Consider the following 14,943-nt stretch of genomic DNA (forward strand, 5'->3'; position numbering starts at 1 on the left):
GTGCTGGCGTCTGCTGCTCCAAGTCCTTAGCATCGAAGGACGCTCTGCAAGGAGCGTCCTTTTTTCATGCACCACAAGGACTGGTATGGCGATCTGGACCCGAGAGCTCGATCTGAAAGCGCTGAACGCAGGCAGCGCAAACACTGCAATCTCCCACCTGGGCATTGAGTTCACCGAATACGGCGACGACTATGTGCGCGCCCGCATCCATGTGGATGAACGCACCTGCCAGCCCTATGGCATCTTGCACGGCGGCGTCAGCGTGGTGCTGGCCGAGACGCTGGGCTCCATGGCTGCTGCCTGCAGCATTCCTGAAGGCTACCGCTGCGTGGGCCTCGGCGTGACCGCCAACCATGTGCGCGCAGGCCGCAAGGGCAGCTGGATCACCGCCACGGCGCGGCCCACGCACCTCGGGCGCACCACGCATGTCTGGGCGGTGGAGCTGCGCGATGAAGAGGGCAAGCTGACCTGCAACTGCAGCCTGACGATGGCGATCCTGCCGCCTGAGGCAGCCAGGAATGCGCGGCTGGATGCGGCTTCGTTGGGCGGGGTTCAGTAGGTTTTGGTTTGCGAGACCGCTTTGTTTTGGGGATATAGGCCGGGTTTCGCCCGGCTGGCGACCTACTTTCTTCGCAAGAAAGTAGGCAAAGAGCAGGCCCCTACTGCCCACGTCCCTCCGGCTTCGCCTGTGGGCAACCTGCGCCGACAACCTCTTGTGGCTGTACGGCAAAACTCACTTCGAGCTTCGCTCTTCGTTCAAACACATTGCCGTAAAAGTGATGACGATGCGGCTGCACTCTACGGTGCAGCCGCGCGCCACAAGAGGCTGCCGTCGCAGGCGTGGGCACAAGGGGCAATACCAGAGACAGGATAGCTCCGAGATAAATTTGATAGCTGCCACCGCAATTCATGTAAGCGCTTGAGCCTGATTTCGCCACAAGTCTTGCAGGCTGTCCGCTCCCACCCGTCTGGCTGTGCCTGCGGCACGCGGTTCAGGCTGCGGGCAATGCTGCCGCAGGACAGCATTGCTTTGTGAACTGACTTGCCGCCGTTTGTCTGAGCGCAGCGGCATGCCGCGCAGCGAGTTGGGCGGCACCGTAGGCTGAATTGTGTGACGCAGGTTTACCCGGAGCGAAGCGCAGGGACACAGGCAATCGGATAGCGCTCTTTGCCTACTTTCTAGCGCGCTATAAAGTAGGTCGCCAGCCGGGGCGAGTCCCGGCCTCTGTCCATAAATCAGGTATCCAGTTTCACTCCAAACATCAAACAGAGCAGGTTTCAAACGCTTATCTATCAGGCCTGAACAGCTATCGAAACAAGATGAGAGTCAAACTCCCAGCAACGCCGACAACTTCTCCGGCTGCTGCAGCAGATCCGCAGACTCAGCCTGCAGCGCAAGCCGGCCCTTCTCCATCACCGCCGCATAGTCGGTATGCGCCAGCACCTTCTTGTAGTCTCGGTCCACGATCAGCGTGGAGATGCCGGTTTCACGAATCTGGGCAATCACGCGCCAGATTTCGGCCACCACCAGCGGAGCCAGACCCTCGGTGGCTTCATCCAGGATCATGAGGCGCGGGTTGGTCATCAGCGCGCGGCCGATGGAGACCATCTGCTGCTCGCCGCCCGAGAGCTGGTCACCGCCGTTGGACAGGCGCTCCTTGAGGCGTGGAAAGGTCTCCAGAACGCGCTCGTAGGTCCAGCTACTGCTGCCATCAAGGCCGGCTCTGGCGCTCATCAAGAGGTTTTCCTTGACGGAGAGATTGGGGAATACGCCGCGTCCTTCGGGGACATAGCCAATGCCGAGACGTGCCATTCGTTCGGGGGCGGAATTCGTCACTTCCTTGCCATCGGCAAACACCCGGCCCGAGCGCGCCGCCACATAGCCCATCAGCGTGCGGATCAACGTGGTCTTGCCCATGCCGTTGCGGCCCAGCAGGCCCACGGCCTGGCCCTGGGGCAGATCCAGCGAGATGCCGTGCAGGATATGGCTGTCGCCGTAAAAGCTGTGTACCTCCTGCACGCTGAACATGGCATGGTTCGAGGGCCCGGAACGTGGGCGCGTGCCTGTGCCAGAGGCACCAAGCAAGGGCCGCCCCACAGCGATGGTGCCGTCCCCCTCCTGCGCAGCGAGAGAGGGGGAAGCGGCAGAGCCGCTCAGGGGGGGCTTTGTTTCAAGCATGCTCTTCCTCTCCCAGGTAGGCGGTGCGTACCACCGGGTCGTTGCGAATCTGATCGGGCGTACCTGTGGCGACCACGCTGCCGTTGACCATGACGGTGATGCGATCGGCAATGCGGAAAACGGCATCCATATCGTGTTCCACCAGCAGTACGGCATGCGCGGATTTGAGCTCCTGCAGCAGCTCCAGCATGCGCTCGGTCTCTTCTGCCCCCATGCCTGCCAGAGGCTCGTCCAGCAGCAGCACGCGCGGCGCAGTGGCAAGGCACATGGCGACTTCCAGCTGACGCTTGGCGCCGTGGCTCAGGCTGCCGGCAAGGCGCTCGGCATGCTGGGCAAGACCGGCGCGCTGCAGCGCAGATTCCGCGCGCAGCATGCTGGCCGCGCAATGCTGTGCCGACTCCCAGATGCGCCAGGGTCTGGGCAGCGCCTGGGCCTGTGCCGTGAGCCGGCAGTTCTCCAGTACTGTGAATTCAGGGAAGATGGTGGTGCGCTGGTAGCTGCGCCCGATGCCGGCCTTGGCGCGCTGCGGCTGCGGCATCTGCGTGACGTCCCGTCCTTCAAGCGCGATGCTGCCGCTGCTGGCTGCTATCTCGCCCGAGAGCATATTGATCAGCGTGGACTTGCCTGCACCGTTGGTGCCGATGACGGCATGGACCTCGCCCTGGTGCAGATCCAGGTCCACATTGTTCACTGCCACCAGCCCGCCAAAGCGCCGCGTCAGGCCGCGCACGGACATCTTGGGAGCCTTGCCTGCATCAGCCATGATCCGCCCCTTGCTCGACAGCTTCCGGCGACCTGCCGGTCCGCGCCGCAGCCTTCTTCTGCCATTTGTCGTTGATGCCGACCAGCCCCTTGGGCAGCAGCGCTACCAGCGCGATGATGGCGATGCCCAGCGTCAGCTGCCAATGGTCCGCGGCATTGCCAACGATGGCATGCGTGCTCAGCAGCTCCTTGAGCAGCACAAAGGCGATGGTGCCCAGCACCGCACCGCGCAGCGAACCCACGCCGCCCAGAATCAGCATCAGCAGGACCTCGCCGGAGTGGTGCCAGGCCAGCAGCTCGGGGTTGACCACAGCATCGCGTGCGGCAAGCAGAAAGCCCGCCAGACCCGCCAGCGCACCGGCAATCACAAAGCCTGCGAGCTTGTAGCCGTAGGTGGCAAAGCCGGCAGCACGCATGCGTTGATCGTTGACGCGAATGCCGGCCAGCGCGTGGCCGAAGCGCGAGTGACGCAGCATGGCAATGAAGGCGTAGACCAGCACCAGCGCGACCAGCACCACGTAGTACTGCGTGGAGGTGCTCTCCATGTCCAAGGCTCCAATGGCCGGTCGCTGCATCAGGTAGATGCCGTCGCTGCCGCCAAAGTAGCCCACGTCGTGCACGACAAAAAACGCCAGTTGCGCGAACGCCAGCGTGACCATGATGAAGTACACGCCCTTGGTACGCAGACTCAGGGCGCCCACCACCAGCGCATACAGGCCCGAGACGCCGACTGCGGCGCCCAGCATGACGAGAAAGTTGCTGCCGTCCTGGCCGGCGGCCTTCACCGCCGCATAGGCACCCAGGCCGAAGTAGGCGGCATGGCCCAGGCTGACCAGCCCTGCGCCGCCCACCAGGATATGCAGGCTGAGAGCAAAGATGGACAGGATCATGATCTTGACCACCAGATCGGACAGATAGGCCGACCAGAAGGGCTGGGCGGCCGCCAGCAGCACTGCGGCGGCCAGCGGCAGCGCCGTGCTCACCCAAGGGCTTCTGGAGCGTATGGGGCGGCTCTGGTTGGTGACTGCGGGAGCCTCGGCGTAAGCCTGGTTGGTATTGGGCAAGGGCGTGGAGGATGTATTGCTCATGTTCAGCTCCGTTTTCCGAGCAAACCCTCAGGTCGCCATACGAGGATCACGGCCATGAGCAGATAGATGCTCATGCCGCTGAGCTCCTGAAAGAACACCTTGCCGAAGGTATCCACAAAGCCCACCAGCAGCGAGGCAATCAGCGCGCCGGTAATCGAGCCTATGCCGCCGATGACCACCACCACAAAGCAGATGATGAGCACGCTGGAGCCCATATTGGGGTAAACCGAACTCATGGGCGCCGCGATCATTCCGGCCAGGGCCGCCAGGGCCACGCCCACGGCAAAGACGATGCGGTACAGGCGCTTGATGTTGATGCCCAGGCCACGCACCATGTCGCGGTTGCTGGCACCGGCACGAATCATCATGCCCAGACGCGTGCGGTTGACGGTGTAGTACATCAGCAGCGCCACCAGCAGGCAGGCAGCGGCTGCAAACACGTTGTACCAGGGGTACTGCATCATGCCCATCAAAGGGAAGCTGCCGGCCAGCCAGGCAGGCTTTTCCACGCCATGCACATCGTTGCCCACGAGGATGGCGCGCAGGCCTTCAAACACCAGAATCAGGCCATAGGTCATCAGCACCTGCTGCAGGTGATCGCGTTCGTAGAGAAAGCTGAAAAATGCCCATTCGAGAAAATAGCCCAGCACCACGGCCAGCACCACGCCGACCAGCAGCATGGCGATGAAATGCTGGCCCAGATACGGTGCGAGCGAGAACGCCACATAGGCACCGATCATGTAGAAGCTGCCATGGGCGAGGTTGATCACCCCCATGATGCCGAAGATCAGCGTCAGGCCAGAGGCCAGCAGGAACAGAAGCAGTCCGTACTGAACTGAGTTCAGACACTGCACCAGAAAAGTGGCGAGATCCACGGCAATCCTTGTTGAAGCAGAAGGCTGCAAAGCGGGGCATACAGCCCGGCGAATCGTCGATTCGTGCTGGAGACGAGGCGCTCTGTCGCAGGCGGCACCGAAGGTGAGGCAGGACAGAGCAACCAGGTATCGAGGGCGGTATGGCTCGCGTCTATTACATGCGGCAGCCGCGGGCTGGGTCCGCCAGAGCCTTCACTGCCACGCTGATCTTCTTGTTCTCCTTGCCGTCGACCTTGCGCAGATAGATGTCCTGCACGGGATTGTGTGCCTTGCTCAAGGTGAAGTCGCCGCGCGGGCTGGCAATAGTGGCTTTCTCGATGGCGGTGCGGAAGACGTCTTTCTTGCTGATGTCGCCGCCGGCGGCCTTCAGGCCCACGGCCAGCATCTGTGCGGCGTCATAGCCTTGCACGGCATAGACATCGGGCTGCAGCTTGTAGTTCTTGGCGTAATTGGTGCGGAAGGCCTGATCGCGCGCCGTACCCAGTTCGTCGGCATAGTGCAGCGTGGTCAGCATGCCCTGGGCGGCCTCGCCCTGAGCGTCCAGCGTGCCGTCGGTCAGAAAACCCGGTCCGTAGAGCGGAATGGTCTTGGACAGGCCCGAGGCGTGATAGTCCTTGACGAATTTCACGGCACCTGCGCCCGCGAAGAAGGAGAACACCGCATCGGGCTTGGCCGCTGCGATCTCGGTCAGCAGAGCCTGGAATTCGACGTTGGGGAAGGGCAGGGTCAATTGCTTGCTGACCTTGCCGCCGCTTTTCTCGAAGCCTTCCTTGAAGCCGTTGACGGCCTCTTCACCGGCAGCGTACTTCCAGGTCAGGGTCATGGCATTTTTCTTGCCTTCCTTGGCTGCGACCACGCCCATGGGGTAGGCCGTCTGCCAGTTGGAGAAGGAGCTGCGGAAGATATTGGGAGCGCACATGGGACCGGTGACGGCATCGGCTCCTGCATTGGGCACGATGAGCACGGTGCCGCTTTCCTTGGCGGCCTTGGCCATGGCCATGGCCACGCCGGAGTGCACGGTGCCGATGATCACATCGACCTTGTCGCGCTTGATGAGGCGGTTGACGTTGTCCGTTGCCTTTGCGGGATCTGACTCATCGTCGACCTTGAAGTATTCGATCTCGCGCCCTCCCAGCTTGCCGCCTTGCTCGGTGACCTGCATGCGAAAGCCGTTCTCGATTGCCACGCCCAGGGCAGCATAAGTGCCGCTGAAAGGCAGCATGAAGCCGACCTTGATCTTTTCCTGCGCGATTGCGCTGCTGCCGCCTGCGGCGGCAGCCAGTGCGATTGCGCTCCATATTGCCCATTGCTTGCTCATGCTTGTCTCCTGCTGGTTGATGGACGAATGCCGGCTTACTCTCAGATCAACGGTTGTGACTGGCTGTGGTGCTGGGGTTGGCACTGATGCACGAGCGCACTCTAACAACTTTAGGTTTAAAGCAATACCAGCGATTGCCCTAGTTTGTGACTACTGTTTTGATAGCTTCTTGCAACCTTGCGATAAGCAATCAACGCGGCTTGGATTCCAGCTCACGCAAACGAAAGCGCTGGATCTTTCCTGTCGCGGTCTTTGGCAGCTCATCGACAAATTCAATGAAGCGCGGGTATTTGTAGGCGGCCAGCCGATTCTTCACAAAGGCCTTGAGTTCGGCCTCGCTGGCGCTCTGTCCGGGCTTGCACACCACATAGGATTTGGTCTTGGTCAGGCCCTGCTCGTCGGTCACGCCGATCACGGCAGCCTCCAGTACGGCTGGGTGCTGCTGCAGCGTGGATTCGACCTCGAAGGGCGATACATAGATGCCGCTGACCTTGAGCATGTCATCGCTGCGGCCTGCATAGGTGTAGTAGCCCTCGGCATCGCGCACATATTTGTCGCCGCTCTTGAGCCAGACGCCCTGGAAGGTGTCGCGTGTCTTGTCACGGTTGGCCCAGTACATCAGGGCGGCGCTCGGGCCCTTGATGTAGAGGTCGCCAATCTCGCCATCGGCCACGGGCTGGCCGTCCTCGCCGCGCAACTCCACCACATAGCCTGGTACAGGCTTTCCCGTGCTGCCGTAGCGTATGTCGTCCGGGCGGTTGGAGATGAAGATGTGCAGCATTTCGGTGGAACCGATGCCGTCCACGATATCGGCGCCGAAGTGGGTCTTGAAGCGCTGGGCAATCTCGGCCGGCAGGGCTTCGCCCGCAGAGGAGCACATGCGCAGGCTGACCTGCTCGCGTGCAGGCAAGGCTGGGTGAGCCAGCATGCCCGCAAAGCCCGTAGGCGCACCGAAAAACACCGTGGGCCGGTGTTCGGTCCAGCGCCTGAAAGTGGCTTCCGGCGTGGGGCGCTCGGCCATCAGCACCACGCTGGCGCCCACGCTCAAGGGGAATGTCAGGGCGTTGCCAAGACCGTAGGCGAAGTAAAGCTTGGCGGCAGAAAAGCAGACATCGTTCTCGCTCAGGCCCAGCACCGGCTTGCCATAGAGCTCGGCCGTCCAGTAAGGGTTGGCGTGGGTATGCACTGCACCCTTGGGCTTGCCGGTGGAGCCCGAGGAATAAAGCCAGAAGCCGGGGTCGTCGCCCATGGTTCTGGCGGCATGGGCCAGCGGCGTTTGCTGCTGCAGCCAGGGCTGCAGCGGCTCAAAGGCCGGCGGCAGTCCTTGCGGTGCCTGCTCGGGCCTGGCGACCCAGATATGGTTGACCTCATGTTGCGCCTGTTCCAGGGCCTGCTTCACCACGGGAACCAGCGCGCCATTGGTCAGAATCGCCTGGGCACGGCAATGCTCGAGCATATAGGCGTAGTCGGCAGCAGTGAGCAAGGTGTTGACCGCCACCGGCACCACGCCTGCGTACATGGCTCCGAGAAAGGAGATCACCCACTCGCGCATATCGTGCATGACCAGCAGCACGCGCTCCTCGCGATGGATGCCGGCTGCGAGCAGGCCATGGGCCAGGCGGCGGGCCTGCTCCTGCAACTGCGCATAGCTGAGCGTGCCCTGGTCATCGGTGTAGGCGTTCTTGTCACCCCGGCCCTGGTTGAGATCGAACAGATGCTGGGCAAAGTTGAAGGCTTGGCTGAAGTCGGCCATGGCTCATGCTCCCGTCGTTTCGGCCAGCGCCTGCAGAACCTGTGGTGCGGCTTGTATGGCGCTTTTGCGATGATAGAAATCCAGTGCCCGCAGGCCGCCGAGTTCGGAGCCTCCGCCTGCGCGGCCCGGACCGCCATGCTGGGACTGGGGCATGACATTGCCGTGGCCCGTATGCAGCTTGGCGACAGCGGGGGTGACCACATGCACGCGACCGTGGCTGGCTGCGAGATCGGTGGCGGCTGCGGCCAGTGCCTTGTCGTCATCGCCGTAGATCGAGCAGACCAGCGAGCCCTGGCCGCGATGTGCAAGTGCCAGGCCATGGGCCAGATCGCGGTAGGGCATGAGCGTGACCACGGGGCCAAAGACTTCCATGTCATGCACGAGTGCACTGCCATCGGGGTCCTGTGCCCCCAACAGCACGGGTTGGGCGCAGGCGGCAATCGCGGGGTCGGCATCGATCAGTGTGTTGCGTCTGCCGTCATGCAGGGCCGTGGTGTGCTCCAGCAAACGCCCCAGGCCCTGCTGGACGCTGTTGTACTGCTCGCGGCTGACCAGAGACCCCATCCGCACAGCCTCGTTGCGCGGGTTGCCTACGGTGATTTTGGCCAGTTGTGCACCGATGGCTTGGGCCACACCGTCGTACAGAGGTTGCGGTACCAGCACGCGGCGTATGGCCGTGCATTTCTGGCCGGATTTGACCGTCATTTCGCGCACCACTTCACGCGCCAGCAAGGCAGTGGCTTCGCTGTCCATGCCATGGCCGGGCAGCAGCAGCGCGCAGTTCACGCTGTCGGCTTCGATATTGCTGCGCACTGATTGGCGGGTGATGGCTGCGTGAGAGCGGATGGTCGCTGCCGTGTCCGCAGACCCTGTGAAGGAGACCACATCCATGGGCTGAAGCTGATCCAGCAATCCGGCGGCACTGCCGCAGACGATGGACAGCGCGCCCGGCGGCAATATGCCGGCATCGATCACATCCCTGACCATGCGCTGGGTCAGCCAGGCGGTGGCGGTGGCCGGCTTGACGATGACGGGCACGCCCGAGAGCAGGGCCGGTGCCGCCTTTTCCCACAGCCCCCAGGCAGGGAAGTTGAAGGCGTTGATGAACAGCGCCACGCCGCGCGCCGGAACCTGGATATGGCGGGACAGAAAGGCTGCGTCCTTGGCCAGCGCCACGGCTTCGCCGTCGCTCAGATGCCTGGCCTCGCCCAGTGTTGCGCCCCATCTGGCGTATTGGTTCAGAGTGTAGATGCCTCCGTCCACATCGACGGCGGTGTCGTTTCTGACGGTGCCGCTATTGGCGGTGGATATCTCGTAATACGCGTCGCGCCGGCTTTGCAGCACGGCGGCAATATCGGTCAGCAGGCTGGCTCGCCGGGCGTAGCTCAGGGAACGCAAGGCCCTGCCGCCGGTGTCGCGTGCAAAGGCAAAGGCGGCGCCCAGATCAAGCCCTGTGGCGTCGACACGCACCAGCTCGGTCCCCAGTACCGGATCTCGTAACAAACTGCCCGGGCCGCCGCCGGTTTGCCAGCGGCCTGCCATATGGTTGGCCAGTAACTCGGTCATGGGGGTCTCCTGAAGTGCTGATCTGAGCAGCATCAAATCTTTGATAGAACATGCAATATTGTGCGTGCAATCAAAAGATAAATACGAGACAATGCAGTGTCAAGCAATATATTGCATGATTCGCGTTAACCCCGACTGTTTATCATTCACGGCCTCTGAGGAGCTTTATGGATCAGTTAGACATGGCATCCGCGTCGGTTGCGGAAGGGGATGAAGCGGGCAAAAGCCCGCTGTTGCAGGCCTTGGGCGAGAGGGTGCGCAATCTGCGTGCGCGCCGCGGTCTCACGCGCCGTGGACTGGCTTCGGCGGCCGTGGTGTCGGAGCGCCATCTGGCCAATCTCGAATACGGCACGGGCAATGTCTCCATCCTGGTGCTGCAGCAGATAGCAAATGCACTTCAGTGCAGCATGGCCGAGTTGTTGGGCGATGTGACGACTGCCAGTGCTGAATGGCTGTTGCTGCGCGAGCTGCTGGAAGGCCGCAGCGAAGCCGACTTGAAGCGCGTGCGACTGGCGGCCGGAGAGATTCTGGGAACGGCGCCCATGGGCGATCCCCACCGGGCTTCGCGCATTGCCCTGATAGGTCTGCGTGGCGCTGGCAAGTCCACGTTGGGACGTATGCTGGCGGAGCAGTTGAATGTGCCGTTTCTCGAGCTGAACCAGGAGATCGAGCGCGTGGCCGGTTGCAGCGTGCGCGAGATCTACGACCTCTATGGCGCGGGCGCCTATCGTCGCTACGAGCGCCGCGCGCTCGAAGAGGCCGTGCAGATCTACAGCGATGTGGTGATTGCCACCCCGGGCGGAATCGTGTCAGACCCCGCAACCTTCAACGAACTGCTCAGCCACTGCACCACGGTCTGGCTGCAGGCCCAGCCCGATGAGCATATGAGCCGTGTCGTGGCTCAGGGCGACACGCGGCCCATGGCCGCCAACCCCGAGGCCATGGATGATTTGCGCCGGATCCTGGACGGTCGATCGGCCTTCTATTCCAAGGCCGACCATGTGCTGGACACCAGCGGCAAGAGCTTGCCACAAAGCTTCAGGCAGCTGAAGGCGCTGGTTGCTGCCTGACCGGATTCAGACGGGAAGGGCGCGCTGAAGTATGGCAGCAATGTCCAGCCCTGCCGGGTCGAATGCTCCTACCACCATGGCTCCGTTCTGCGCGCCGAGGCGGGTGTGGATGAAGCCATCAGCCACGGGGGCGGGCGCATGCCTGCGCATCAGGCAGGCCTGGGCCAGCAGACACAAGTCCTGCACCAGTCGGCGGGCCTGAGGCTCCAGTGCATCGGGGGCTGCAGACAGGCGCCTGGCCAGCGATTGCGCCATCGCCGTCAGCAGGGGCTGGCCGGCAGCCATATCATCCAGATCCTGCAACAGCAGGCGCGCGGCTTCAGGCTCGCGGCCCATGGCACGCAGCACGTCGAGGCACATCACATTGCCCGAGCCTTCCCAGATGGAGTTGACCGGCGCTTCACGGAACAGGCGCGAGACGATGCTGTCCTGCACATAGCCGTTGCCGCCAAAGACCTCCATGGCTTCGCCCGTGATCTCCACCGAGCGCTTGCAGACCCAGAACTTGGCGGCCGGAGTCATGATGCGCTTCCAGGCACGAGCCAGCAGATCGCCTTCGGCCTCCAGCTCATAGGCCTGCGCCAGATGCATGGCGAGCTGCATGGAGGCTTCGCTTTCGAGGGCCAGGTCCGCGAGCACGGTGGCCATCAGCGGCTGATCCGCGAGATGTCTGCCAAAGGCCGATCGCTGACGCGCATAGGCAATCGACTGCACGGTGGCGCTGCGCACAATGGCCGCGCTGCCCAGCACGCAGTTCAGTCGCGTGTAGCTGGCCATCTCGATGATGGTGGGAATGCCGCGCCCTTCCTCGCCCATGAGAATGCCCCAGGCGTCCTGCAGCTCCACTTCCGAGCTGGAGTTGCTGCGGTTGCCGACCTTGTCCTTGAGGCGTTGCACACGCACCGGGTTCTTGCTGCCATCAGGGCGCCAGCGCGGCACGAAAAAACAGGCATGACCGCCGAGCTCACCGCTTGCCGTGGCCATGCGCGCCACCACCAGATGGGCGTCGCACATGGGGGCCGAGAAAAACCATTTATGGCCGCGCAGCAGATACTCGCTGCCGCGGCCGCCCTCATGGACCGGTCGGGCCACCGTGGTGTTGGCGCGCACGTCCGAGCCGCCTTGTTTCTCCGTCATGCCCATGCCTATCCAGATGGATTTTTTCTGACTCAAGGGCAGGTCGCGCGCGTCGTACACGTGGCTGAACAACTGGGCCTGCAACTGGCGCCAGAGCGCTGGCTCTTTTTGCAGCACGGGGATGGCCGCTGTGGTCATGGTGGCCGGGCATAGCGTGCCTTGCTCCACCTGGCCGTGCAGGTAAAAGCCGGCGGCCCAGGCGCTCCAGCGACCGCGGCCCTGGCTCTCGAAGGGCAAGGAGATCAGACCTTGCGCGCGATACAGCTGCATGAGGCGATGCCAGCTGGGGTGGAATTCCACGGCATCGAGCACACGCCCGCGCGCGTCGAAGCGCTGCAGCTCGGGCGTATGGCGGTTGGCGAGTTCGGCATGCTCCCAGTTGTGCTTCTCGCCAAGCTGTTGCGCAAAGCGGCTCAGGGCCGGAACAAAGCTCTGGGCCTGCTGGCGCTGCAGCACTTCCTGCAAGGCCGTGTCAGCCTGCAGCAGGTTGACGTCGGTCAACTCGTCGAACTGGTTGAAGACTTCATGGGTGTCCAGGGCCTGCATGCGATCACTCCTGTGGCTGTGCGCTCGTCACAGGCCAATATAGAGCGCGTCATGGCTGACGCAAAGCGGGTTTTCAACCGCCTTGTGACCGGTGCTCAGCGCCTGCGTGCCTGCTCGTACAAGCCCATGACGCGGGGCACGTTTCCTTCCAGCTGGCGGATGCGATCGGGGCCTGTCGGGTGGGTAGAGAGAAAGCCTATGCCGCCTTCGCCCGTGGCCTGGCCCATCTTGCGCCACAGACTCACGGCGGCCTGCGGGTTGTAGCCGGCGCGGGCGGCCAGCTCCAGTCCGACCAGGTCGGCATCGCTTTCGTCGTTGCGGCTGAACTTGAGGCTGAGCAGTTGCCCGCCCAGGCGGGCAGCTGCATTGCCGATATCGCCCAGACCCAGCAATTGCGCGCCCAGCGATATGCCTATGCTGGTGGCCTGGTTCTTGGCCAGCTGCTCGCGCGAATGCTCGCGCAGCGCATGGGCCATCTCGTGGCCCATGATCATGGCGATCTCGTCGTCCGTGAGCTTGAGCTGGTCGATGATGCCTGTGTAGAAGGCGATCTTGCCACCGGGCATGCAGAACGCGTTGATCTGCTTGCTGCCTATGAGGTTGACCTCCCAGCGCCATTGGCTGGCGCGCGGATTCCATTGCGCGGCATAAGGGATGAGGCGCTGGGCAATGCTGCGCAGGCGTTGCAGCTGCGGGTTGCCGGCATCTGCCAGCGCGCCCTGGGCCTTGGCCTTTTGCAGCAGCTCCTGGTATTGCTGGGTTGCGGAGTTCTCCAGCGTCTCGGCCGGCACCAGCTGGCGCATGACCGATGCCTTGCCTACCTCAACCTGAGCCTGCGCTGGCGCGTGCATCAGCGCAGCGCAGACCAGTGCGGGCAGCAGGCAGTTGCGGGGGGCGGGCAGGCGCAGGGATGAGATGAGGGCGTGCATGAGCGCCAAGTCTATGCGAGCCCGGTGAGGACTCGGGTCAGACGGTTTCTGCAGTCTTGCGCTCTGCCTGCACTACCAGCCACAGGCCGCCGATCACGCCCAGCAGACCGATCACCGACCACCAGGCGGGGCGCTCGCCCACCACCAGCAGCGACAGCATAAAGGCTGTGATCGGCTCGGCCTTGCTCAGGGCCACGCCGGTAGCGGCAGACATGCCACGCAGGCCCACGGAAAACAGCAGATAGGCCAGGCCGGTGGCGACCATGCCCAGATAGATCACCACAGCCCAGCCCTCGGCGCGGATCTGCAGCGGCCCGCCCAGCCAGGCGGAAACAGGCAGCGACAGCAGGGCCGCGCTGGCAAAGACCCAGGCATTGACCGTGGCCACGCGCGCCTGCAGCACCAGTGCCTGGTTGACCAGCGCGTAGGTGGCATAGGACAGTCCGGCCAGCAGACACAGGGCCATGCCCGCCCACGGCAGATGCTGCCTGTCGGTGGCGGCCAGCGCCATGACAATGCCTCCGCCCACGCCGGTGCAGGTGCCCAGCCACCATTGGGCGCTGGGCATGCGCTTTCGCACCACGGCCTGCATCAGACCGGCCCAGATGGGGCCGCTGCCAATGGCCAGCGCCGTACCCAGAGCCACGCCGCTGGCCTTGACGCCGGCAAAAAAGCTGAGGTTGTAGATGGCCATGCAAAAGCCGCAGAACAGAACACGCGCCCAGCGTATGGGCTGGCGCACATGGCCTCTGTCCAGAACCATCGCCAGAGCGACAAAGAACAGCGCGGCCATGACCATGCGAAGGCCACCCACCCAGTAGGGCGAGAGCTGTGCAGGCGCGAAATGCTGGGCCGTGCCCGTGGTGCCCCAGAGCATGGCGGCGGCCAGTACCAGTCCCACAGGGCCCAGAGTGCTACGGGGCAAGGAGGACGAAAAAGCTGAAGTGGAGGACATGAGCAGGCCATCATGCTCGGGCTCTGGTCGGCCATCTATCGAGAAACGCTTGAAGTGAGTGCGTCGGCTCAGCGCGGCTTACGCAGCTGACGCGATGTCACGCCGCGCTCGCGCCGCAATGCATAGGCCAGGGCACTGGCCGACGCGTAGCCGCAGCGCAGGGCGGTCGCTTCGAGTGCCGCCCCCTGTTTGAGCTGCAACACGGCGGCGTCCAGGCGCAGGCCGCGAATCCAGTCCTGCGGCGTGCGATCCGTCAGCTCTACAAAACGGGCATGGAACTGGGCCACGCTCAGGTGCATCAAGCCCGCCAGTCTGACTGTGGGCCAGCTTTCGTGCAAGGCGGCCTGGACCTGCTGCTGCAGCCGCAGCAGATCCAGTCCACGCCGCTGCAGCAAGGTGGGAGCCTGCAGCACCAGCGCCATCTGCGCGGCAGCCGACAGGCTTGACTGAGGAAAGCGCAACGCCGGGGGCACGGCAAAGCGGCGCAGCTTGTCCAGCCCCTCGGTCATGGGCGCGTCGATCACTAGCACCTGGGTCTGCGGTGCTGCCAGATAGCCGTGGTCGGCACCTGCGGGTATGACCATGCCGCAGGCGCTGTCCACAAAGCTGGGTCTGCCGCCGACCTCCAGCTCCATGCGGCCCTGCAGCGCAAACAGAATCTGGGCATGGTCATGGGCATGGGCCTGATGCTCGCCGCTGTAGCTGCGCACCGAGGTCTGTGCCTGGTCAAGCACAGGGCGCGGAGATGCGGTGTCACGGCTCATG

General features: G+C 63.5%; 13 protein-coding genes. 2 read left to right on the forward strand and 11 right to left on the reverse strand.

All coding sequences use genetic code 11. From position 1 onward, the window contains the following. Nucleotides 1-85: 85 nt before the first annotated feature. Complete coding sequence (locus F0P97_RS00520; protein WP_182285195.1) at nt 86-559, forward strand: PaaI family thioesterase; 474 nt, start codon at nt 86-88, stop codon at nt 557-559. 768 nt (nt 560-1,327) lie between these two features. Here F0P97_RS00520 and F0P97_RS00525 read toward each other — a convergent pair. From F0P97_RS00525 to F0P97_RS00555, 7 genes are all read right to left on the reverse strand, one after another. Then, complete coding sequence (locus F0P97_RS00525; RefSeq protein ID WP_182287054.1) at nt 1,328-2,029, reverse strand: ABC transporter ATP-binding protein; 702 nt, start codon at nt 2,027-2,029, stop codon at nt 1,328-1,330. Nucleotides 2,030-2,171: 142 nt separating this feature from the next. Next, complete coding sequence (locus F0P97_RS00530; RefSeq protein ID WP_182285196.1) at nt 2,172-2,942, reverse strand: ABC transporter ATP-binding protein; 771 nt, start codon at nt 2,940-2,942, stop codon at nt 2,172-2,174. Then, complete coding sequence (locus tag F0P97_RS00535) at nt 2,935-4,029, reverse strand: branched-chain amino acid ABC transporter permease (RefSeq protein WP_182285197.1); 1,095 nt, start codon at nt 4,027-4,029, stop codon at nt 2,935-2,937. Before F0P97_RS00535 ends, F0P97_RS00530 begins: the two co-directional genes overlap by 8 nt. Nucleotides 4,030-4,031: 2 nt before the next feature. Then, a complete protein-coding gene (locus F0P97_RS00540) occupies nt 4,032-4,904 on the reverse strand; it encodes a branched-chain amino acid ABC transporter permease (protein WP_003071963.1) in 873 nt (290 codons plus the stop codon). Between the two features lie 154 nt (nt 4,905-5,058). Next, entirely contained in the window at nt 5,059-6,222 is a 1,164-nt protein-coding gene (locus F0P97_RS00545) for an ABC transporter substrate-binding protein (RefSeq protein WP_182285198.1), read from the reverse strand. A gap of 190 nt (nt 6,223-6,412) precedes the next feature. Beyond that, nucleotides 6,413-7,975, reverse strand: coding sequence for a benzoate-CoA ligase family protein (locus F0P97_RS00550; RefSeq protein ID WP_182285199.1), 1,563 nt, complete (start codon nt 7,973-7,975; stop codon nt 6,413-6,415). 3 nt (nt 7,976-7,978) lie between these two features. After that, nucleotides 7,979-9,541, reverse strand: a complete 1,563-nt coding sequence (locus tag F0P97_RS00555; RefSeq protein WP_182285200.1) for a 3,4-dehydroadipyl-CoA semialdehyde dehydrogenase — start codon at nt 9,539-9,541, stop codon at nt 7,979-7,981. Between the two features lie 167 nt (nt 9,542-9,708). On the opposite strand from F0P97_RS00555, the gene F0P97_RS00560 reads away from it, so the two are divergent. After that, the gene (locus tag F0P97_RS00560; protein WP_182285201.1) at nt 9,709-10,611 is read left to right on the forward strand and encodes a helix-turn-helix transcriptional regulator; all 903 of its coding nucleotides are present in this window, start codon (nt 9,709-9,711) and stop codon (nt 10,609-10,611) included. Nucleotides 10,612-10,617: 6 nt separating this feature from the next. Here F0P97_RS00560 and F0P97_RS00565 read toward each other — a convergent pair whose 3' ends face one another. The 4 genes from F0P97_RS00565 to F0P97_RS00580 all read right to left on the reverse strand — a co-directional run bounded on the left by F0P97_RS00565 (nt 10,618) and on the right by F0P97_RS00580 (nt 14,942). Beyond that, nucleotides 10,618-12,294, reverse strand: a complete 1,677-nt coding sequence (locus tag F0P97_RS00565; protein WP_182285202.1) for an acyl-CoA dehydrogenase family protein — start codon at nt 12,292-12,294, stop codon at nt 10,618-10,620. A gap of 95 nt (nt 12,295-12,389) precedes the next feature. Beyond that, nucleotides 12,390-13,223: a M48 family metallopeptidase gene (locus tag F0P97_RS00570; RefSeq protein WP_182285203.1), complete on the reverse strand. Its 834-nt coding sequence runs from the start codon at nt 13,221-13,223 to the stop codon at nt 12,390-12,392. A gap of 37 nt (nt 13,224-13,260) precedes the next feature. Continuing rightward, a complete protein-coding gene (locus F0P97_RS00575; protein WP_182287055.1) occupies nt 13,261-14,133 on the reverse strand; it encodes a DMT family transporter in 873 nt (290 codons plus the stop codon). A gap of 113 nt (nt 14,134-14,246) precedes the next feature. Next, nucleotides 14,247-14,942: a helix-turn-helix domain-containing protein gene (locus F0P97_RS00580; protein ID WP_182285204.1), complete on the reverse strand. Its 696-nt coding sequence runs from the start codon at nt 14,940-14,942 to the stop codon at nt 14,247-14,249. Nucleotide 14,943: the final 1 nt, after the last annotated feature.

Source organism: Comamonas testosteroni (assembly GCF_014076415.1).
Lineage (GTDB): Bacteria > Pseudomonadota > Gammaproteobacteria > Burkholderiales > Burkholderiaceae_C > Comamonas > Comamonas testosteroni_F.

Coding starts and splice junctions, on each gene's coding strand:
- F0P97_RS00530 (WP_182285196.1), bottom strand. CDS start 2,942: ATGGCTGATGCAGGCAAGGCTCCCAAGATGTCCGTGCGCGGCCTGACG.
- F0P97_RS00560 (WP_182285201.1), top strand. CDS start 9,709: ATGGATCAGTTAGACATGGCATCCGCGTCGGTTGCGGAAGGGGATGAA.
- F0P97_RS00545 (WP_182285198.1), bottom strand. CDS start 6,222: ATGAGCAAGCAATGGGCAATATGGAGCGCAATCGCACTGGCTGCCGCC.
- F0P97_RS00550 (WP_182285199.1), bottom strand. CDS start 7,975: ATGGCCGACTTCAGCCAAGCCTTCAACTTTGCCCAGCATCTGTTCGAT.
- F0P97_RS00520 (WP_182285195.1), top strand. CDS start 86: ATGGCGATCTGGACCCGAGAGCTCGATCTGAAAGCGCTGAACGCAGGC.
- F0P97_RS00555 (WP_182285200.1), bottom strand. CDS start 9,541: ATGACCGAGTTACTGGCCAACCATATGGCAGGCCGCTGGCAAACCGGC.
- F0P97_RS00565 (WP_182285202.1), bottom strand. CDS start 12,294: ATGCAGGCCCTGGACACCCATGAAGTCTTCAACCAGTTCGACGAGTTG.
- F0P97_RS00525 (WP_182287054.1), bottom strand. CDS start 2,029: ATGTTCAGCGTGCAGGAGGTACACAGCTTTTACGGCGACAGCCATATC.
- F0P97_RS00580 (WP_182285204.1), bottom strand. CDS start 14,942: ATGAGCCGTGACACCGCATCTCCGCGCCCTGTGCTTGACCAGGCACAG.
- F0P97_RS00570 (WP_182285203.1), bottom strand. CDS start 13,223: ATGCACGCCCTCATCTCATCCCTGCGCCTGCCCGCCCCCCGCAACTGC.
- F0P97_RS00535 (WP_182285197.1), bottom strand. CDS start 4,029: ATGAGCAATACATCCTCCACGCCCTTGCCCAATACCAACCAGGCTTAC.